This window comes from Actinopolymorpha sp. NPDC004070 (assembly GCF_040610475.1).
In the GTDB taxonomy this organism is placed as follows: Bacteria; Actinomycetota; Actinomycetes; order Propionibacteriales; family Actinopolymorphaceae; genus Actinopolymorpha.
This window is the reverse complement of sequence record NZ_JBEXMJ010000002.1, coordinates 75568-95656: the sequence shown is the minus strand read 5'-3', so window position 1 is coordinate 95656 and position 20089 is coordinate 75568. Positions and strand designations below refer to the sequence as shown.

The 20089-nt window shown below is 69.4% G+C and carries 13 protein-coding genes; 5 read left to right on the top strand and 8 right to left on the bottom strand.

Annotated features, from left to right (window positions below):
- Nucleotides 1-25: 25 nt before the first annotated feature.
- Genes ABZV93_RS04060 through ABZV93_RS04045 form a run of 4 tightly spaced genes read right to left on the bottom strand, consistent with a single transcriptional unit; the run spans nt 26 to nt 8116 of the window.
- A complete protein-coding gene (locus ABZV93_RS04060; protein ID WP_354930013.1) occupies nt 26-1291 on the bottom strand; it encodes a TIGR02679 family protein in 1266 nt (421 codons plus the stop codon).
- Nucleotides 1288-5451: a TIGR02680 family protein gene (locus ABZV93_RS04055; protein WP_354930009.1), complete on the bottom strand. Its 4164-nt coding sequence runs from the start codon at nt 5449-5451 to the stop codon at nt 1288-1290. Before ABZV93_RS04055 ends, ABZV93_RS04060 begins: the two co-directional genes overlap by 4 nt.
- A complete protein-coding gene (locus ABZV93_RS04050) occupies nt 5448-6572 on the bottom strand; it encodes a TIGR02678 family protein (protein ID WP_354930006.1) in 1125 nt (374 codons plus the stop codon). Before ABZV93_RS04050 ends, ABZV93_RS04055 begins: the two co-directional genes overlap by 4 nt.
- The gene (locus tag ABZV93_RS04045; RefSeq protein ID WP_354930003.1) at nt 6569-8116 is read right to left on the bottom strand and encodes a TIGR02677 family protein; all 1548 of its coding nucleotides are present in this window, start codon (nt 8114-8116) and stop codon (nt 6569-6571) included. The genes ABZV93_RS04050 and ABZV93_RS04045 overlap by 4 nt, the downstream gene beginning before the upstream one ends.
- Nucleotides 8117-8195: 79 nt before the next feature.
- On the opposite strand from ABZV93_RS04045, the gene ABZV93_RS04040 reads away from it, so the two are divergent.
- The 4 genes from ABZV93_RS04040 (at nt 8196) to ABZV93_RS04025 (ending at nt 13697) form a co-directional block, all read left to right on the top strand.
- A complete protein-coding gene (locus ABZV93_RS04040; RefSeq protein WP_354930000.1) occupies nt 8196-10148 on the top strand; it encodes a glycoside hydrolase in 1953 nt (650 codons plus the stop codon).
- Between the two features lie 120 nt (nt 10149-10268).
- Nucleotides 10269-10970, top strand: coding sequence for an ANTAR domain-containing protein (locus ABZV93_RS04035; RefSeq protein WP_354929997.1), 702 nt, complete (start codon nt 10269-10271; stop codon nt 10968-10970).
- 103 nt (nt 10971-11073) lie between these two features.
- Complete coding sequence (locus tag ABZV93_RS04030) at nt 11074-11880, top strand: phytanoyl-CoA dioxygenase family protein (protein WP_354929994.1); 807 nt, start codon at nt 11074-11076, stop codon at nt 11878-11880.
- Nucleotides 11881-11882: 2 nt separating this feature from the next.
- A complete protein-coding gene (locus ABZV93_RS04025; RefSeq protein WP_354929991.1) occupies nt 11883-13697 on the top strand; it encodes an ABC transporter substrate-binding protein in 1815 nt (604 codons plus the stop codon).
- Nucleotides 13698-13914: 217 nt separating this feature from the next.
- On the opposite strand, the gene ABZV93_RS04020 is transcribed toward ABZV93_RS04025, so the two are convergent.
- The 4 genes from ABZV93_RS04020 to ABZV93_RS04005 are packed head-to-tail and all read right to left on the bottom strand — an operon-like array spanning nt 13915 to nt 19199.
- On the bottom strand, nt 13915-15921 hold the full coding sequence (locus ABZV93_RS04020; RefSeq protein ID WP_354929988.1) for a right-handed parallel beta-helix repeat-containing protein: 2007 nt from the start codon (nt 15919-15921) through the stop codon (nt 13915-13917).
- Nucleotides 15922-15978: 57 nt separating this feature from the next.
- A complete protein-coding gene (locus tag ABZV93_RS04015; protein ID WP_354929985.1) occupies nt 15979-16902 on the bottom strand; it encodes a carbohydrate ABC transporter permease in 924 nt (307 codons plus the stop codon).
- Between the two features lie 35 nt (nt 16903-16937).
- A complete protein-coding gene (locus ABZV93_RS04010; RefSeq protein WP_354929982.1) occupies nt 16938-17879 on the bottom strand; it encodes a sugar ABC transporter permease in 942 nt (313 codons plus the stop codon).
- Nucleotides 17880-17888: 9 nt separating this feature from the next.
- Nucleotides 17889-19199 (bottom strand): extracellular solute-binding protein, encoded by a 1311-nt coding sequence (locus ABZV93_RS04005; RefSeq protein WP_354929979.1) that lies wholly within the window; start codon nt 19197-19199, stop codon nt 17889-17891.
- Nucleotides 19200-19651: 452 nt separating this feature from the next.
- On the opposite strand from ABZV93_RS04005, the gene ABZV93_RS04000 reads away from it, so the two are divergent.
- The gene (locus tag ABZV93_RS04000) at nt 19652-20077 is read left to right on the top strand and encodes a VOC family protein (protein WP_354929976.1); all 426 of its coding nucleotides are present in this window, start codon (nt 19652-19654) and stop codon (nt 20075-20077) included.
- Nucleotides 20078-20089 lie beyond the last annotated feature (12 nt).

The window sequence follows — 20089 nt, the reverse complement described above, 5'->3', positions numbered from 1 at the left end:
AACCGCGACCGCCGTCGTGAAGCCGTCAGGATCGCGCGGCGGTGAGGTCATCGATGAGCAGCTCCAGCGCCGACTCCTCCTGGACACCCACACCGAGAGCGGTCATCGCCGGGGTGAGTTCGGGGTCCCACCGGGCGGTCACCGCGACCCCGCCGAGGGGAAGGAGCGGGGTTCCGCGGGCGCGAGCCGCCGCGACGTGTTCCTCGTAGTCGGTGGCCCCCATCCGCCACGGTCGTGCGTCGTACCGGGCTATCACCCGGTTGGCGATGGCGATGCCGGCCCAGTCGAAGTCCCCTCGGTACGCCAGGCGAGCTCCTGCGGCGACCAGCGCGTCGAGCAGGTGGAGGACCACGGTGCGGGGATTTCCGGATGTGCACACCACCGGAGTGGTGCAACCCGCTTGCGCTGCCGCCTCGAGAACCCGGGGGTTCTCGCAGACGAAGACCTCGGTGTGTGGCGCCAGGCGCCAGGAGATCCTGCGCAGGTCGGAGATGGTGAGGTGGGCTTCCACGCGGGCCTCGGAACGTTCGCGGAGCATGCGGGCCGGCCATTTGTCGCCGGCGGGCCGGAGCCCGTAGGTGAGCGCCGTGGAGGAGACCGCGTCCACGGACACCCCCGCCGACTCCCAGAGATCGCGCCGGCCCTGGCTGTCGGCGGGGACGGTGGTGCTCGCTGCGCGAGCCAGACCGCGCAGAACGATCCGGCTGAGTACCGTGCCGTCGTCGAGCCCGTGGGTGGTTCCCGTGACGCGTTCGGCGAGCTCACCGCGCGACAGTCGTTCTCCGCGAACGACGACCCGGGCAAGAACGTCGACGGCGTGGCCGATCGACCGGGCCGCCTCGGCCGGGCCCAGGCGGCCGACCAGTCCGGAGCGCCTGACCTCGGCCAGCCAGTCCGCGGACCAGGCCGCCTGCCCGAGACCGGACGACTCGAGGGCCGCGTCCGCAGCCCTCCAGGTCTCCTCGTACGCCGCGCGTCTGTCCCGTCGAGCCGCGGGACGGTCGACCGGTGGGCCGCGCAGAACCGACACCGCATCCACCAACCCGCAGCCGGCTGCGCTTTGCTCCAGACGCGCATCAAGGTCTGCCAGCGGCACGGTGAGGGACACAGCGGTCGCCGGGTACGTCCGTCCGGTCAGCAGGCTGATGGCGTCCCGCTCGCCGTCGGTCGGTGCGACGAGGCGGACGCGACCGCGAACGGAAACGCCGTTGTGCTGGAGCCGGTGGTGGACGAGATCCCAGAACCGGGAAAGTTCTGGCCGGTCGAGCCAGGCGCGGGTCTCCGGTGTCATACGCTGACCAGCCGCTTGCTCTTGCCGTCCCAGGTGAAGTGGACGGTGGCGACGCCGCGTTGCTGTGGGTCGCGCAGGCATTCGTAGATGTGCAGGCTGGGCACCGTGGGAAAGCAGCCCCACAACCGTTCGCTGGTGATCACGAAGTCGAGGTCGAGCGCGACCAGAAGGCCGAGGAGCCGGCCGTGAGTCGGCTCGTCGACCTTGGCGAACGCGTCGTCGAGCAGGATCAGCCGCGGAGCGGTCGGAGCCGACCGGCCGACCGAGGCGAAGTGCGCGGCGGCCGCCGCGAACAGGACGAGATAGGAGACCACGCGCTGCTCGCCCTGGCTCAGTGCGGTCCGGTGACTCAGCCGTCTCCTGACCGACGGGTTGGCCGAGTCGGTGACCATCACCGTGAACACGAACCAGGTGCGGTAGTCCAGTGCGACGCGCAGATGACGTGCGTAGCCGGCACCAGGGTCTGCCTGCCGTGCCTCCTCGATCCGTTGGCGTAGCACCTCGCGCAACTGCGCGGACTGGTCACGGGTGCGCATCGCCGAAACGTTGTCGAGAAGTCCGACCGCCGCTGCCAGGTCGGCGCCGGCCTCCTTCGGAAGCTCCCACTGCAGTCGTGCACCGATGCCGTGCGAGGATCGGACGTCTTCCAGCGTGTCGTTCATCTGCCGGACGAGACTGCGCGCCGACAACAGCTGCTGGGTCAGGTGATCGCCGAGCTCGCCGAGCAGGTAGCGCTCGAAGACCTCCTGCTCGCGGGTCGACAGCCGCTGTCTGGCGTCACTTGCGGCAGCGCGGATGCGTTCACCCACGACCGCGACGTCGTGCGCGCCCGCGTCGTCGTGCAGCGCGAAGCGCTTGATCCCGTCGACCTCGCTCACTTCGGCGTCATAGCCGCCGGACAACCCTTCCCGCATGCGGTCGCCGGCGCCGAGGATCGCGGTGTCGCCGACGTCGCGGCCCGTCGGCCCGAGCCTCGACTCGATCTCGGCGGCCAGAGCCGTGAGGGCCCGGATCCTGGCTCGGACATCCTCGTCCTGGCTCCTGTCGTAGGACGAGACGACCTCGGTGAGGTCGCCCAGATCGGCGGCCGCGGGGAGTCCTGGCATCCCGAGCGGGCGGCGGAGCTGGCCGCTCCCGGCGACCACCCGCGACTCCAGCGCGGCGCGGTCGGCCAGCGCGGTGTCGCGCGCGGCGCCGGCCAGGATCCGCTCGTCGTGCAGACGGTCGCGCGTGCCCACCGCCTCCGGAAGCGCCGTGAGCGCTGTGGTGAGTCGTTGCTCGGCAGCGTTCTCCTGCGCCAGGATCTCGGCCTCGTCCGCTCCGACGGCAGCCTCCAGTGCGTGGAGTTCGCCGACGGCCTCGTCCATTGTCGAGCGGGCGGTGTCGTACTCGGACTCGGCGGTCTCTCGCCGTGCACGTGCGTCCTGCCACGTGGTGCGGCTGAGGGCGTGCGCGTCCAGAGTGTCCAGGATTCGACTGGTCGTGCGTTCGAAGCGCTGGAGGTCGTTCAGGACCTGCTCCACGTCGGCGACGATCCGGGTCACACCGTCCAGGTCGAACGGGAGTCCCTCGGCGGTGGCCTTTGTCTGTACTCTGGCGCGCAGCTGAACCGCCCCGGCCCAGGCCTGTTCGGCGGCGCGGGTGGCAGCGGCCAGCACGCCTCTACGGCGGGTCGTCTCCTCGACCGCGCTTTCGTAGGTGGACCACGCGCCCGTCAGGTCACGGCCCGGAGGGACGGCCTCGAGGACACGGCGGAGCCGGTCTCGGTCCTGCTCGACCTCCGCCCGGGTGCCGCGGTGTGCGGCCAGTGCCGCCTCGAGGGTGCCGACCTGGCTGCGCAGCTCGGCGATTCGGCGTTCTCTGGTGGCGGCGCGGACGCTGGCACCGATGTACTCCGAGCGGTTCTTGGTGTGCGCTCCGCCCAGCGCACCCAGCCGCCACCGTCCGTCGACGGAGATCCAGCTGTGCGCGTCCGACGGGCCGAAACCCACGGCTTCCAGCACGCGGGTGAGTACGGCTTCGCTCACGCCGTGGCCCGGGACCGGTCGTAGAACGCTGGTCAGATCAGCGCCCCCGGCCGGGAGGTCCGTGCGGACGACGACGTCGTTGGTGTCCGGGGCGAGCACGCGGCCGTCGGCGGCCACCCAGGCGCTGAGCAGACCGCTCGCCTCCAGTGCGGCCTCGATGCCCGCCTGGTCCCTCTCCGGCACCGTGCTGTCGTGGTCCACGAGGAGAAAAAGCGGAGCGCCTGTGGCCGGGTCGCGCTCCGCCGTCGAGTAGCGGGAGCGCGGCGGCTCCGGGTCTTCGGTGCGTTCCCAGTGCCGTAACTCCTCGCGCGCACTCGCCAGGGAGTTCCCGATCTCGCGTTCGAGGGACAACAGTTCGTCGCGGCGTTCCTCGTGGGCTCGCAGGACGGGCTCGGAGCTTGTCCGGGCGGCGACCGCGATCGTCTCGGGTGTTGCCGGCGGTAGTGCGCGGTCCTCGACCGGCAGGTCGGAGTCGTCAGGCGTGCCGACCAACCTGGTGACGGGTTCGGGGTCGGGCAGCCCGCGTGCCCAGGCTCGGACAGCATCGGCGTAGGCACCGGAGACCTCGAGGAGCTCGTTCTGGCGTGCCTGCCGGCGTTCATCGGCGGCGACGACCTCGGCCTCCATCCGCCCGGCCTGCTCGCGGAGCCCGTCGGCTTTTCGCTCGGCCGCTGTCACCTGGTCGAGGTCGCCTCGAAGTTCCCGCGCGGCGCGACGACGGGCCTTCGCCACCGTCGTGGCCTCGCCGAGCCCATGTCGCCACTCCTCGAGCTGGCCCGGGAGCAGGCCCACGGCACGGACCGTCGAGCGGCTCACCTCCAGCAGGCGGCCCGTCTCGTCGGTGAGGACTCCCGTCACCGCGGGTGCGAGGACTGTCGTACCGGCGGCCGGGGATTCCGGCACCAGCGCCTCGTCGAGGCCGCTGCTTCGCACCAGCCCGCGGAGATGTCGTACGTCGCCGCGCAGGTCTGTCAGCCCACGACCGATGTCGTCGGTCTCCTGACCGAGTCGCTGGACGGCGCTCTCCTCCGCCGTCCTGGCGATCGCGGACGCGTTCCACGCCGCGCGGACGGCCTGACGATGTGCTGTGACGCGTTCGCGGCGTTCGCGAAGGTCGGTGAGCGCCTGGTAGGCCGCGCTGTCGCGGAGGGCTCGCAGCTGTGCTTCGGCATCCCGCCGCGCGCGGTCGAGATCCTCCACCGCCTTCGCCGCGGCCGTCTCCTGCTCGGTCAGAGACGCCAGCCGGCGTTCGGCCGCTCCGGTCTCGCGGCGAGCTTCTCTCAGCTCGGCGAGAGACTTCTGGACCAGGCCGGTGCGGTGACGAAGCACGCCACGGAGGTAACCGCGATAGCTGGCCAGGAAGGTGGTCAACGCGGCGTCTGTGCGTTCCAGTCGTCCGAGCTCGTCGCGGACCGCATCCAGGTCGTCGAAGTTGTGGGCCACCCGGTCGAGGAGGTCGTCGTCGAGCGGTGGCAGCGCGTCGCGCAGGACGTTGACGAGTTCACCCGACTCGATCCGGTCACCGATCGTGGGCCGCCGCAGACCGTAGAGAAGGTGCACCAGGTTGCGGTAGCGGGCCAGGTCGGTGAGCCCGAAGAGTTCCCGGGCCACTCGCGCACGGTATTCTCCGGCGCGCTCGTAGCAGTTCTCGGGTCCGACGAGCTCGCGCAGTTGGTCGACCGAGGGGCGCCGGCTCGGATCTCGCAGATGGAGTCCTTCGACCACGCGGGTGGTGACGAAGTAAGTTGCCTTCGCCTCGTTGGTCGAGGTGGACGCCTTGATCGCGGCGCCCAGGGTGAGCGTCTCGGACTCGCCGTCCTCGACCCGTGCGAACTCCAGCCATACGAACCCGAGGCGGTTCGTGCCACCGCTCCAGCCGCCGAGCATCAACCACCTGAGCGTCGTCTTTCCGCCGCCTGCGGCGTCCAACCGCCGGGTGTCACCGTCGAGCAGGAACGGCAACAGAATCTCCAGCGCCTTGGACTTGCCCGCGCCGTTCTTCCCGCGCAGCAGCAGCCGTCCGTCGCCGAAGCGGAACTCCTCGTCGTACTGCCAGACCTGGTGGATCCCGGCACGGCTGAGCCGGAAGCGATGCGGGTCGGCCGGCTGGTCGGGCTGGGCGGCGTGGGTCACAGGTGCACCTTCGGGGCGTAGCGGGCGGCCGCGGCGGACAACAGCCAACCATTCTCCCGCCGGTCGACGAGGCGAAAAGCCTGCAGTCGTTCCAGGACGCTCTCCCGTAGCTGGCCGCGGTCCTCGAGCAGGTCCTTGGCGAACGCCCGGCCGTGCCGCTCGACGAGTTCGGCGATCAGGCCGTCGACCAGGCTGTCGGGGATCGGCACCGAGATGGTCGGCTCGTCCGGCCGGAGTTCGGTCACCAGCCGTTCGAGGAGGAGCAGGGCGAGCCACGAGAGCGTGCCGGTGGCCGGGAAGGACAGGTCGGTGAGCTCCTCCTCGGGGTCGAAGAGGCCGACGCCCTCCGCCCGGATCTCGGCGTCCAGGCCGAGGGCCTCCTCGAGGACCCGCTGCTCGCGGCGCTGGTTGCGCCGTAGCCAGTCACGCTCCTCGTCGCTGAGGTCGTCGAGGTAGACGACCGGCGTCTCGACCAGCCGGCGTCGCACGCTGTGCCGCGGACCCAGGTCGGATCCGGCCGACCGGTCGATGAGCTCCTCCCAGCCACCGGCCGAGCCGATCGGCCCGCTGACCGTACGCCGGGCGATCTCCCGGTCGATGGTGAGCAGCGCCTCCGCGCGCTCGTCACCGACGTATGCCTCCACCGACCCGTCGTCCTCGGTGAGGATCTGCCAGTTGTTCAGCTGCCGGAGTGCGGCTACCAGCGCGCGCTTCTCCGTCCCGCGGTTGGGATCGCCGAGGTCGATTCCTGCCTCTGCCGCCGCCACGCGGATGCGGGCGAGGAGTTCGGAGAACAGCAGTTGCTCGGGTGCGGTGGTGAGCACCGAGAGAGTGAGCGCGAGGTAGGCGTAGGTGCGAGGCGTGAACGGTGCGCCGGACGACCGGGTGAGCCGCCGCCCGCTTCCACGCCCGAGACCTGCCTTGTGAAGACGGGCGAAGTTCGACTCCACCACCAGGCGATAGCCCAGCAACTGCTGGAACTGCGACGCGAGTTCGACCGCGTGCCGCCTGATCAGCCGAAACTCCTCCGGGTGGCTCCGCCCGGTCACCAGCGGACTGCGCAGCAAGGTCCGCGCCGCGTGGCGGCGCTCGTCGGCCGCTCGCGAGGCAAGATCGGTCATCCCGCCTCCAACCGCTGGGAAGGGCTGTCCACGACGAGAGTGAGGTCGTCGAGTATCAGGTCGCCGTCGAAACCCCGGACCACCGTGGCCGTCCCCGGTGAGCGGCGCAGCCGCACCCGCACCTCCAGGTCGGCGTCGGCCGAGGCCGCGATGTCGAAGGTGGGCGGAGCCGTGGCGAGGCAGCGGGCCAACAGGTCGAGGAGTAGGCGGGTGGCACTCCCCGACAGTCGTACGTCGGACCACCGTCCGCCCGCGCCGCGCAACTCGGCAGCCGCGGCGTGCCGGCGCTCCGCCTCCGCTTGGGCTTCCTGGCGGAGCCAGTCCCGCTGGGCGGTGTAGTCCTCGGCGGCGGCCGTGCGACCACGCGGTGCGCGTGAACCGCGCTCACGCAGGGCCAGCGGCACGGGCACCGTCGGCCCCGACCACCAGCTTGTCGTCGCGGGTACGTCGAGGTCGTGGTCCGGAGCGATGCCGAGGTGGCGGGCGCCGTAGATGCCGAACGCGGCGACGTAGAGGTCGTGCGCGGTGGCGTCGTCGGCGGTGTCGAACCACCGCGCGAGCTTGAGTAGGTCCTTGCGACGGGAGAGTTCGCCTGTGGATGTACGGATCAGGCGTTTGGCGTTGGCCAGCAGCGCCTGCAGCGCACGCATCGTGGCCTCCCGCAACTGGTCGACCTGACTCCCCTCGCCGTCGTCGAAGAACCACGCGCGCAGGCCTTCCCAGTCGGCAAGCTCCCTGCCCCGGCTGCGCTGGACCTCCACCCCGACGCGGGACAGGCCCTGCAGCCCCTGATCGAAGTCGTCGACCCGTTTGAGGACGTCGGGAAGGTGTGGCGCCAGGAGGTCCAGGCTGCGGCGGATCTGGGGCGCGTAATGTGCGACGTCCTCCGTGATCGTCTCGGCATAGTCGAGCAGCAGCTCCTTGAAGCCCGCGAACTCGACCGAGTCGAGGTCGTACCGGAAGATCACCTGGCCGAGGTAGGCGTAGAAGTCGCGTACGGAGTCGGCGAACTCGCCGAACTGCGTGAAGACCGCCGATATCCGTTCCAACGCATCCCGCGGGTCGAGCTGGGGGTGATTCTCGGTCTCGGTCGCCAAGCCGGCCAGCCCGCGAGCCACGAGGGCGAGCAACTCGCGGCTGACCTCGCGTACGGCGTCGGCGGCGGCGAGGATCTCCTCCGCCTGCCGCTGGACGTGCTCGCCCAGTGGTGAGAGCTGGAACCGGGAGCGCACCCGGTGGTAGTCGCGGATGCTGGACGCCTTGACCGGGCGGGAGCTGGGGAGAAGGTTGCCCCACTCCTTGAGTTGCTCCAGCCGGGCGGCGACGTTGTCGACCGAGCCGTTCGGCGTACCCGGTTGCTCGGACCTGCCGAGGCGCTCGGCGACCTCGTGGGCGGAAAGGTCCGCGAGCAGGGTGGAGGTGAAGATGCGCATGATCTGGAAGTACGACGCGCGGCTGGCGGGATCGGAGACCGTGAGGTAGCTGTACGCCGTGAACCGCTCGAGGTCGGTCGGCGTCGCCGCCCGAGTGTCTTCGGATTCCACGGTTCAACACCGTACGCGGTATCACCGACACGACGTCGCGGCCCGGTTGACCCGGGGTGCCCGGGGTGACACTGTCCCCATGGCGACCCCCTCGGCGACCATCCAGCCGGACCCGTCGTACCAGCATCCTGCGTTCGAGGGCTGGGGCACCAGCCTGGTCTGGTTCGCCAACGCCACCGGAGACTACCCCGACCAGCTCCGGGAGACGCTGGTCCGGCTGGTCTTCGGGGAGGACGGGCTCCGCCTCAACATCGCCCGCTACAACATCGGCGGCGGCAACGCTCCGGACGTCCGCGACTACCTCCGCTCCGGTGGCGCCGTGCCGGGCTGGTGGCAGGCGCGGGAAGGCACCACCCGCAGGGACGTCGGCTGGTGGTCGGCGGACGACCCGGCCGACTGGAACGCCGACGCCGACCGCACGCAGCGCTGGTGGGTGGACCGGATCAGGCCGTACGTCACGAGGTGGGAGACGTTCAGCAACTCACCGCCGTGGTTCATGACCCGGTCCGGCTACGTCTCCGGCGGGTTCCTCCCGTGGACCGACCAGCTGAAGTCCACGAGTGTCCGGGACTTCGCGAGGTACGTCGTCGGAGTCACCGAACGCCTGGAGGCCGCGCACGGCATCCGCGTGGACAGCATCGACCCGTTCAACGAGCCGAACACCAACCACTGGGTCACGGTTCTCGGCTTCGGCCGCCGGCCGGTCGGCGGCCGCCAGGAGGGCGCCCACATCGGCCCCGAGCTCCAGCAGCGAGTCGTCCGCGCCCTTGCCGAAGCTTTGGAGGACTCGGCCACCGACGCCCGGATCGCGGCGATGGACGAGACCAACCCGTCGCTCTTCGTACGCAACTGGACGAGCTATCCCGCCGACGTGAAGGCGGCCGTGGGCAGGCTGAACGTGCACACCTACGCCACCGCCCGGCGCACCGCGGTCCGCGACCTGGCCAAGTCCGACGGCAAGCCGCTGTGGATGTCGGAGGTCGAGGGCGACTGGGGCCACGGCCAGGACTTCGAGGACATCGAGCCCGGACTGGGCCTGGCCCAGCACATCACCGACGACCTGCGGGAGCTCGAGCCCTCGGCGTGGGTGTTCTGGCAGCCGATCGAGGACTACGACAACATGACGCCCGGCGGCCAGGGAGACCTCGGCGGCAACTGGGGCGAGATCCAGGTGCCGTTCGACTGCACCGCGCGGGACACGCCGGAGACCTGTCCGGTGCGTACCAACCAGAAGTTCAACACCGCCCGCAACTTCACCCACCACATCCGGCCGGGCGACCACCTGGTGAAGGTCGACGACGCCAACACGGTCGCGGCGATCCGCCCCGGTGCGCGGACGGTCACCCTCGTCCACACCAACCCGACCCCGGACCCTCGCGACCTGCGCGTCGACCTGTCGAAGTTCGACCACGTCGGTCCGGGCGGCGCGGTCACCGCGATCGTCACCGACAGGTCCGGAGCACTACGGGAGCACCCGCCGGTCCCGGTCGACGGGGCGGAGGCGAGCATACGGGTGCCGCCGCGGTCGGTCACCACAATGGTGGTGACCGACGTGGCGGGGATCGCCGAGGACGCGGCCACCTTCCGGGACGGGCACACGTACCGGTTCGTCGGCGTGCAGAGCGGCAGGTCGCTGGCCGCCGATCCGTCCGAGCCGTCCGGGCGGAACGCCCTGGTCGTCCGGACCACCGACGCGGCGAACGCCGGCCAGTTGTGGACCGTGGCCCGGCTGACCGGCGGCTGGACCAACCGCGAACACCACCACCTGCGCGCGCACGACGGCCGTCAGGTGGCGGTGCGGTCCGGGGCGCTCGTCCTCGAGCCGGCGCAGGCGTCACCGGACGAGGCGGCGCGGTGGTATCTCTCCACGACCGGCGACGGCACCTACACGATGGCGAACGTCGCCGGGCCGGGCAACCTCGAGGTCACCGGGCAGGCGACGGCCGACGGCTCGGTCGTCGGAGTCTGGCAGCCCAACGCCGGACCCAACCAGCGGTGGCGGGTGATCGACGAGACCGTTCCGGACGGATAGCGCGCTCCCGGGTATGCTGATGGCCCGGTTGAGGATCCAGCCGATCTGCAGGCATTCAATGCCCAGACGGAGGCTGGACCGCGCATGGCTCGCTCAACCGAAACACCCACGACCAGTGTCGTGCGGCTCCTGAAGGTCGCCTTCGAGGAGCTGTGGGCCGAAACCCCGCCGGCCGACGGAACGCCATACCCTCAGGCCGTCGCCGAGGTCGCCGTACGCCAGATCCCCGGCGCCAGGTGGGTCAGCATCACCCGCGCGAGCGAGGACCGGTTCTGGACCGAGGTGGCCACGCACGAGACGGCCCGCCGGGCCGACGAGGTGCAGTACGCCTTCGCGTCGGGTCCGTGCGTGGACGCCATCCGCGACGACGCGACGCACCGGCTCGCCGACGTCCGTCACGTCGACACCGCGCAGCAGTGGGCCGACTTCGCCCAGCGCGCCGGAACCGATCTCGGCGTCGGCAGTGTGGCCAGCTGCTCCATGGTCGTCCTGTCCGTCGAAGAGGACCACGCGCCCGCCAGCCTGAACGTCTACTCCGACCAGCCGAAGGCGTTCGACGACGAGGCGGTGCTGTACGTCGAGACGCTGGCGAGGTACGGGGAGTTCCTGGCGCTGGTCACCGACGACCGCTACCGGATCCACCACCTCCGGCAGGCACTGGCCACCAACCGGGAGATCGGCATCGCCATCGGCATGTTGATGGCCAGGCACCGGGTCAACCGGGAGCAGGCGTTCAGTCTCCTGCGGATCGCGAGCCAGCACAGCAACCGCAAGTTGCGGGACATCGCCGCCCACGTCGCCGAGACCGGCGGACTTCCCTGACGGGTGGCGCCGGCACCCGCGAGTGCCGGTGCCGGTCACGGGACCGCCGGTAGCGGCCAGCGGGGAGGATTCCCTTCCGCCACATCGTGAATACGGTCGGTGCATGGCTGATGCGAACGAGTGGAACCTCACCGCGGAGCAGGTCGCCCGCTACCACGAGCAGGGGTTCCTCGCCCTGGAGTCGTTCATCTCCGCCGACGAGGTGGCGCGGATGCGGGCCATCTACGACCGGCTGTTCGCCGACCGGGCGGGGCGAACGGCCGGTGACCAGTTCGACCTCGCCGGGGCGGACGAGGACGACGGTGAGGCACGGCTGCCGCAGATCCTGAAGCCGTCGCAGTACGCACCGGAGCTTCTGCGCAGCGAGACCGTCGCGCGGGTGCGCACCGTGCTCACCGCACTCCTCGGGCCGACCGCCACGATGGGCGGCGACCACGCCATCAACAAGCCGCCGCGCCATGGTGCGGAGACGCCGTGGCACCAGGACGAGGCGTACTGGGATCCGGCGTACACCTATCGCTCGCTCAGCATCTGGATCCCCTTGCAGGAAGCCACTGTCGACAACGGCTGCATGCAGTTCATTCCGGGCTCCCACCGTGGTGAGGTGCTGCCGCACCGCCAGATCGGCGGCGACTCACGCGTGCACGGCCTGGAAGTGGTGCCCGGAACGATCGACGTGTCGGCCGCCGTCGCCTGCCCCCTTCCACCCGGCGGCGCGACGATCCACACCAACCGGACCGTGCACTACGCCTCGGCAAACCACTCCGACGACCACCGGCGCGCATACATCGTCGGGGGCGGCGCGCCGCGGGAGCCGGTGGCGGTGCCGCGGGAGTACCCATGGCGCGCCGGGCAGCAGACGACCGCCCGGGCGCAACGTGCCCGGAGCGCGACGCGGACGGAGGGCTGACGATGGGGAGTCTGACCCGGCGGCGGCTGCTGGAACTCGTCGGCCTCGGGGCCGTGGGTACGGCGGCAGCGGCCACGACGACGGCCTGCGCCGCCGAGGGCGGCGGGAAGGGCGGTGACGGGAAGTCCGGGAAGGCGCGGGAGTTCCACGGTGCCTGGCCCTACCAGGTCCCGCCGAAGGGCCACTTCAACCTGATGTCGGGCGTCACCGACTCGATCGGGCTGGGCATGTACCTCGACCTGATCTTCCTTCCGGGCGGGATGTGGTACTGGAAGGAACAGAAGTGGGAACCCCTGCTGGGCAAGAAGTGGGGCTTCGACGAGAAGACCAGCACCTTCTCGTACACGATCAAGGACGGGCTCACCTGGAGCGACGGCTCGCCGATCACCGGCCAGGACGTGCTGACGACGTTCCTGTGCCGGCGGGTGATGCGCCAGACCGAGTGGCAGTTCGTGAACAAGGCGGAGATCGGCGACGACGAGCACACCGTGGTGTTCACCATGACCAACCCGTCGACGGTGATCGAGCGATACGTCGTGCGGGCGGCGGTGTTCCCGCACGCGATGTACGGAGGTTTCGCCAAGCGGGCAACGGAACTCTTCGACTCCGGTGGCAGCCTGGACGACGCGGACGGCAAGAAGCTGAACGAGGATCTGCAGGCGTACCGCCCGAAGAATCCCGACAAGGACGTGCTCACCAGCGGACCCTTCCGCTACGACTTCGGCAGCATCACCAACGCCCAGCTCACCCTGCGCAAGAACGACAAGGGATGGGGTGCGGACCGGATCAGGTTCGACACCATCACGGTGTTCAACGGTGAGACGACCGACGTGACGCCGGTGGTGCTGGCGAAGAACGTCGACTACGCGACGCACGGCTTCCCGACCGCCACCGAGAAGGAACTGACCAGCAAGGGATTCCGCATCATCCGGCCGCCGACCTACGCCGGGGGCGGGTTGTTCCTCAACCTGGACAAGCTTCCGGAGTTCAGGGACGTCCGGGCCCGGCAGGGACTCGCACACGCGATCGACCGCCGGCTCGCCGCCGAGGTGGGCGGTGACTCCTACAAGCCCGTCCAGCTGATGGCCGGGTTCTCCGACATCCTGGTGCCCCAGTGGCTGTCGGACGCTGACCAGGCGCGGCTGAACCACTACGAGCACGACCAGGACAAGGCGGCGTCGATCCTGACCGCCGCGGGGTGGACGAGGCGCAACGGCCGGTGGTTCACGCCGCAGGGAAAGCCGGCCACCTACGAGATCAACTATCCGGCGGAGTACTTCGACTACGTGGCCGCGGCGCAGAGCATCACCCGGCAGCTCAAGAAGTTCGGGATCCAGCTCAACATGCGGGGTGTGACGTTCACCCAGCAGCCGATCGACCTGGACAAGGGGCGGTTCGAGTTCGCCATGCAGGGCTGGGGGGCGTCGAGTGCGCCGCACCCGCACTTCTCCTTCGTGGCGGCGTTCTTCACCCACAACATCCCGATCGCCGCCAACCAGGGCGGCAAGGGAATCGCGTTCCCGCTGACGCAGAACACCAAGGCGTTCGGGAAGGTCGACCTGGAGAAGGTCGTCAACGAGGCCGGCGCCGGACTGGACGAGCAGAAGCAGCGACGAAACGTCGCGATCGCGGCCCGTGCGTTCAACGAGCTGCTCCCGATCATCCCGATCGAGGAACGCTACGGCAACAACCCTGCTCTGCAAGGCGCACGCGTCAAGGAGTGGCCACCGGACAGCGATCCGATCATGCTGAACGCGCCGTACGCCGACAACTTCACCACGCTGTTGATGTTCAAGGGCAAGCTCCAGCCCGCCTGAGCGTTCGGGCCTCTCTCTCATTCTGCACCCGCTCGCGCTCGGAACGGCCACACCAACTCGGCGTACGCGAAGAGGGTGGGGAAGCCGGGGCGTGAAGTGCAGCGCGCAGCAGAAGGGTGTCGCCTGAGCCATTCGCTGATAGGAGGCGGGTGCTCGCACGGGGGAGCACCCGCCCTCCAGACCTCACTGCGGCTGCGGCGACTCCTTCGGAGTTCGGTCAGGGGGTCCAGGGAGGCCCGAGCGGGGGAATGCCCTCGTAGGCCGGGTCGAGGACCTCGGTGATCGGCGGTGTTGCTGCGCCGGGGAACGGGAGGAGGTCGCGGTAGGCGGGCTCCAGGCCCGCCGTCCTCGCGATGCGGTCTGCCGCACGGGGAATCGCGCCGCGGATCATCACCACGTTGTCGGCCACCACGTTGTCGGTCCCGTTGTTCCAGACCGCATCCTCCCGGTCCACGTAGTTGCCCACGGCCCGGTTGTTGCGGATGGACTCGGTCCAGATCTTCAGCCACCACTTCGGTGTGCTGCACAGAACGTTGTTCTCGACCGTGAACCCCTCGCTCGCCTCGTCCAGGTAGACGAGTGTGTCGTCGTAGTGGTTGATCAGCTGGTGGTGGATGTAGTTGTCGCGGATCTGCGAACCCGGCTGCAGGGACAACGTGTAGATGCCGCCGCCGTCGATCAGGTTGCGGGTGAAGTGGTGGACGTGGTTGGCGTTGATCCGGTTGTCTCGCGCGATCGTCGGATCGTGTGACCAGCCCCACCCGACCGAGATCGCGGTGTACGGGACATCCGCAACGACGTTGTGCTCGATGGTGGTGGCGGCGGCGTAGCCGACGAAAATCCCGATGCAGCCGTGGTACTCGCTCGCAATGTCTGTCACGTAGTTGTTCGCGACAAGATTGTCCGACACGATCAGCCGGGTGTCGGCCGGGTCCTTGTGCACGTCCTCGATTCCGCTCACCTGGACCGCGTTGCCCGAGACGTCGGTGAAGACGTTCCCGACCACGGTGTTGCCCTGGCTTCCGCTCTCCAACTCGATTCCGGAACCGCCGAGATGCTCGAAGCGGCAACGGTGCACACGTACGCCCCGCGCATGGGACATCGTCACCTGCGCGGGCAGCTTGTCCAGCCCGCCCGACGCGTTGAAGTGGTAGCCGCCCTGAAGTGCCGCAAAACCCAGGCTAGTGTTCGGATCGAGCCAGGTGCCGTGCCGGAAGTGCAGACCGTGCAAGGTCAGGTTGCGGACCGGGGCGTCCGCCGTGCCACGGATGTCGACCAGCGTCTGCAACACGCCCAGAACGGCCTCGGTCGTCCGCAGGTCCTCACCGGGCCTCGGCTTGTAGTAGACGAAGCCGTCCGATCGGTCGAGGTACCACTCACCTTCGCTGTCGAGTAGTTCGTAGGCGTTCTCGATCCAGTTGGGGACGGTGACGTTGCCCCAGGGAAGCTGGTTCTCGTACGCGTACTTCCAGGCGGGGTTCTGCATCTGCAGGCGTACGCCGTCGTCGGTAGGGGTGGCGGAGTCGACATGGATCCGGAACGACTTCCAGCGTCGCAGCGACACGATCTCGACGTCTCGCAGGTTGCGCCAAGACGCGAAGTCGAACTCGCTGCCGCTGTAGACGTAGCCGGTCTGTGTGACCTCGAACCCCTGCGGTGTCGAGCCACTTCGCGCCCTTACTGCTCGCCGGCCCGCAACCCACAGTTGACGGGCGTAGACGTCCTTCCCGGCGTGTGCCCGCCAGATCCCGCGGTCGGCGTCGTGAAGGCGCCAGTCCCGCAGGCGGCGACCGCCGCTGACCACCGGGCTTTCGCCGTCGACCGCACGGTACTCGACGCGGGCGTCGCCACTGCCACCGTCTGCGGCAGTGAACACGAGGGTGTCCGTGAGTTCGTACGTACCACCGCGCACGTGCACCGTGACGTCGCGCGCGCGGCCGCGGCTGCCCTGCCCTTCCTGCCGGGCTTCCCGCACTGCCTCTCGCACCGCCTGCTGTGCCCGCAGGAACGTCCGGAACGGGTGCCTGCGGGTGCCAGCCGCCGTGTCGTTCCCGTCCGGTGCGAGCCAGAACGATCTGTCGCGGCCCTCGGGCGTCGCCGCGTACGCCTGCGCCGGAGTACCCGCACCGACTCCTGCGGCGCCGAGGGCGAGCGTGCCGCCGAGCACGGATCGGCGGGACAGACGACGAGACTTGTCACCGTGGTACGAGTGCTTGCTGGGCATGGTTTCCCTTCCGCGCCGAGGCGCTGTACCGGGGGCCAGGGTGACCCCGGGGACTCCTTACTGCTTGACCGCTCCGCCGAAGATCCCGGCGATCATCGAGCGTTGTGAGAACAGGAAGATCACCGCGATCGGCGCGACGGTGACGACACCGGCGAGGGCGATCTCCGGCCCGTAGATCGGTAGTTCGGAAGCGAACGCCGGGTGCACTCCCGGCGCGCTCTGGATGAGTGCCGCGAGGCCGACGGGGAGGTTGTACTTGTGGTCGTCGGTGAGCATCACGAACGGCAGGAAGTAGTTGTTCCAGTTGGCGACGAACGCGAAGAAGGCCACCAGGCTCACCACCGGACGGGCCAGCGGCAGCGCGATCGACCAGAACAGCTGCCACTCCGAGCAGCCGTCCACTCGTCCGGCGTCCAGGAGCGCGGGCGGCAGGCTGGTGGCGTAGTAGATGTAGGTCAGGTAGACCCCGAACGGGAAGAACGCCATCGGCAGGATCACCGCCCACATGGTGTCGAGCAACCGGACACTGCTGACCTCGATGAAGAGCGGAAGCACCAGCGTCGAGCCCGGGACGATCATCACCACCAGCGTGGTGAGCAGCAGCGCGTACCGGCCGCGAAACCGGGTGCTGGCCAGCGCGTAGCCGGCGGGGACGCAGGCGACCAGGGTGAGGAGCAGACCGCCGACGGAGTAGACGACGGAGTTCCAGACCCATGACAGCAGTTCGCTGTCGTTGTAGGAGAGCAGGTGGTGCCAGGCCGTCGACAGGTTGTGGAAGGAACCGAACGCGATCGGGAAGCCGGTCAGGAGGTCGTCGTTCGTGCGCGTGGCGGCGAGCAGCAGCCAGATCAGCGGAACGCCGAAGAAGACGACGAACGCGAGCAGGACCGCGACCCGCACGGTCCGTGCCGCGGTCCGCGCGAAGCCGGCGTCACCGTGCGGCCGTGACGGACCGGTGCGCGGCCCCGCGGCCGTCTCCACCTGAGCAACCATGTGCGGCCCTTCCCGGGTAGGCGTCAACTCACTTCAAAGAACTTCGTCCGGAAGATCAGCAGGTAGGCACCGAGCAGCCCGACCACGAGCAGGAGCATCGAGATCGCCGCCGCCGCGCCGAAGTTGCCGATGTTGAACGCGAAGTCGTACGCCAGCAGGTTCGGTGACCACGTGGGGCTCACCACACCTGGACCCGCTGCCTGGCCGATCAGCTGTGGCTCGACGAACAGCTGGGTCCCGCCGGCGAAGCTCAGCACGAGCATGTACACCACGTACTTCTGGATCAGCGGCAGCTTGACGTGCCATGCGAGCTGCCAGGCGTTGCAGCCGTCGATCGTGGCCGCCTCCACCAGGTCGCGGTCGATGTTCTGCAACGCGCCGTACATGATGACGATCCAGCCACCGGCTCCGATGGAGAACGCCATCAGCGCGATGGAGAACGCGAGCGCCCGGCCGTCGACCGCCTCGCGGAGGGTGCCCACCCCGAACATCCGCAGGGCGGGACCGAACGGGCTGACCGTCGGGTCCAGTACGAACAGCCACAACACCACGGCGGCGGAGCCGGTGACTGCTCCCGGAAGGAAGTAGACGAGTCGCGCCAACGTGGACAGGCGCCCCGGACGCTGGTGCAGGAGAAGGGCAAGGCCGAGTACGACCACCGTCATGAACGGCAGCCAGATGAGGAGGTACAGACCGACATTGCCGAACGCGGGGGCGAACCTGAAGTCGCGCACGGCCACCAGGTAGTTGTGCAGGCCGTTGAAGTTCAGGCCGGGGGCGAACGTGTCGTCGAAGCTGATCAGGATCGAGTACAACGCCGGCAGAACGCCGAAGAGGACCAGCAGCAGGACGTACGGTGCCACGAAGAGGTACGGCGCCAGACCGGCCCGGCCGCGCGAACCCCGTCGGCCGGCCGTGCCGTTCGGGGCCTGCTGGGTGGACGCTGCCTCCACGGGCGTGGTCATCGCCGGCTCCTATCTCACGACCGTGTAGCCGTACGCCTGGGCGAGCTGAGTCAGGTGCGACTCGAACTCCCGCAGGCCGGACTCAGCCGGCCGACCGCGGATCACCGGTCCGATCACGTCACTTTCGAACAAGGACGGCGCGTCATAGCGCACGCTGCCGAAGATCGGGTCGATCGAGGCGGCCGCCCGGCGCATCACCGGGTAGGGGTCGGTGGCGAAGAACCTGCCCTCACGAAGGTGTTTCGCCCACGCGTCGGCTGCCGGCATGTAGGCGGGGAACGTCGGTCCGCTGCCCTGGTAGGCGGTGGCGGTGCTCATCCAGGTCGCCAAGTCCACCGCGGCCCTGACGTTCGTCGTGTGCCGGGACACCATCCACGCCGCGCCACCGTGCGCCCCCGTACGGATCTCGCGTTCGGAGGACCACCGCAGCGGCATCGCCGCGGCGAGCTGACCGGGTGGTGTCTTGTAGACCTCGCGGAAGACGTACTCGGCGTACCACGAGGCCGCCGGCATCATCAGAACCTTGTTGGTGGTTCCGTATTTCTGCACGAAGACCGCGTCCAGCGGGTTGACAGTGGTGACCACCTTGGCCCTGATCAGTGGGTCGAAGAGCCGCGGGACCCTGGTGCACTCGGGTTTGGCAAGGTTGATGCGGACCTTGTCCCGGCCGACGATCTGGGCCACCGGGCACTCGCTCGGCCAGAAGTACATGTTCAGTGCCTGGGCGTCGCCGAACGCGCCGATGACGTACCCCGGGTGCTCCTTCGCCACCCGCAGCCCGAGCCGTTGGTACTCCTCCCAGGTGGTCGGCACGTCGTAACCGAACTTTCGCATCAGCGTCGCGTTGTACCACAACACGCCCTGCGCGAGGTCGTTACGAAGGCAGAGCAGCCGGCCGTCCACCATGCAGGAGGCGAGAGAGCCGGGAAAGAAGTTGTCCAGGACCTTCTTCGGCACGTACTTGCGCAGGTCGAGCGGAAAGTCGTGCACGCTGTCGGCTGTGCGGGCGACGATGTTCGGTTCGGCGAAGACGACGTCCGGCCAGCCGGCGTCGGCCGCGTAGTTGTCCAGCAGCACCTTCGTCGGCAGTGCCGCGCGGTCGGCGAACACCTGGATCCGCAGACGTACCCCGGGGTGCAGTTTCTGGTATTGCTGCACGCCCGCGAGCCGGGTGGAGTCGACCACCACGACCAGCGGCTCGGTGCCCGCGGCCGCACCGCCACCACAGGCAGCAAGAAGCAGGGACGTCGCAGCGAGGGCGAACACCACCCAGTACCGCCTTCGAGCGATTGGGTTGTGCATGGCGATGGCGCCTAGCATGCGCAGATCCTTCCGGACCGTGCCGTGTGCCATGGGATGCCGGCGAGACCAGAGTCAGTCCTGACGGCCGGGGTGACCAGATCAACAGCCGCTTGTGGTCAGGTAACGCCCGGCTGGGGCCTTCCGGTTGTCGGCCTAGGGTGGACGTTTCACACCTGGGCAGGAGGGACATTGCCGAGCCGATCATCGAGCCCTTGACGATCGAGATTCCCCAACCCGCCCGGTCGACTCACCGGCAGGCCTGGCCGGATGGATCGGGGAGAAGCTGTGGCTGTGGGCCGACCAGAAGAGCGGCGGCGTCCTCGGCCCGGCTGTACTGGGAGAGCATCGACGAGGTGGCTCCGTGGTTCACCTCCGCCAGGGCCCTGCGTCGCACGTCCGGACCGGGCCGGCGGTCCCGGCCAGGCACAATCCGGTTGCCTGCCGCACCCGGCTCCCGACAGAGTGGCCGGATGGCTCTCACGATTCAGTGCGTCGTCGTCGACGCGGCGGACCCCGGCCGGCTGGCAGCGTTCTGGGAGGCCGCCCTCGGCTGGCGGCGTACCCACGACTCACCTGGCGAGGTCGCGCTGGAACCTCCGGCCGGCTCGATCTGCGACGCAGTGGCGCCGGATCTGCTGTTCGTGCGGGTGCCGGACGTCAGGGCGGGCAAGAACAGGTTGCACCTCGATCTGCGCCCGGAGGACCAGGCCGCCGAGGTGACGCGGCTGGAGTCGCTGGGCGCATCCCGTGCTGACGTCGGCCAGACGGCGGACGCCTCGTGGGTGGTGATGACCGACCCGGAGGGTAACGAGTTCTGCGTCCTGCGGCCGTTCACCGCCGAACAGAACGCCGAGCTCGCCCGCATCCGCGCTGCCCGCAATCCCGCCGACAACTAGGGCCGCAACGAC

Bases quoted from the DNA above. Each gene is read 5' to 3' on its own strand.
- ABZV93_RS04060 (WP_354930013.1), bottom strand. From the start codon at position 1,291: ATGACACCGGAGACCCGCGCCTGGCTCGACCGGCCAGAACTTTCCCGG.
- ABZV93_RS04050 (WP_354930006.1), bottom strand. From the start codon at position 6,572: ATGACCGATCTTGCCTCGCGAGCGGCCGACGAGCGCCGCCACGCGGCG.
- ABZV93_RS04040 (WP_354930000.1), top strand. From the start codon at position 8,196: ATGGCGACCCCCTCGGCGACCATCCAGCCGGACCCGTCGTACCAGCAT.
- ABZV93_RS04030 (WP_354929994.1), top strand. From the start codon at position 11,074: ATGGCTGATGCGAACGAGTGGAACCTCACCGCGGAGCAGGTCGCCCGC.
- ABZV93_RS04025 (WP_354929991.1), top strand. From the start codon at position 11,883: ATGGGGAGTCTGACCCGGCGGCGGCTGCTGGAACTCGTCGGCCTCGGG.
- ABZV93_RS04020 (WP_354929988.1), bottom strand. From the start codon at position 15,921: ATGCCCAGCAAGCACTCGTACCACGGTGACAAGTCTCGTCGTCTGTCC.
- ABZV93_RS04010 (WP_354929982.1), bottom strand. From the start codon at position 17,879: ATGACCACGCCCGTGGAGGCAGCGTCCACCCAGCAGGCCCCGAACGGC.
- ABZV93_RS04005 (WP_354929979.1), bottom strand. From the start codon at position 19,199: ATGCTAGGCGCCATCGCCATGCACAACCCAATCGCTCGAAGGCGGTAC.
- ABZV93_RS04000 (WP_354929976.1), top strand. From the start codon at position 19,652: ATGGCTCTCACGATTCAGTGCGTCGTCGTCGACGCGGCGGACCCCGGC.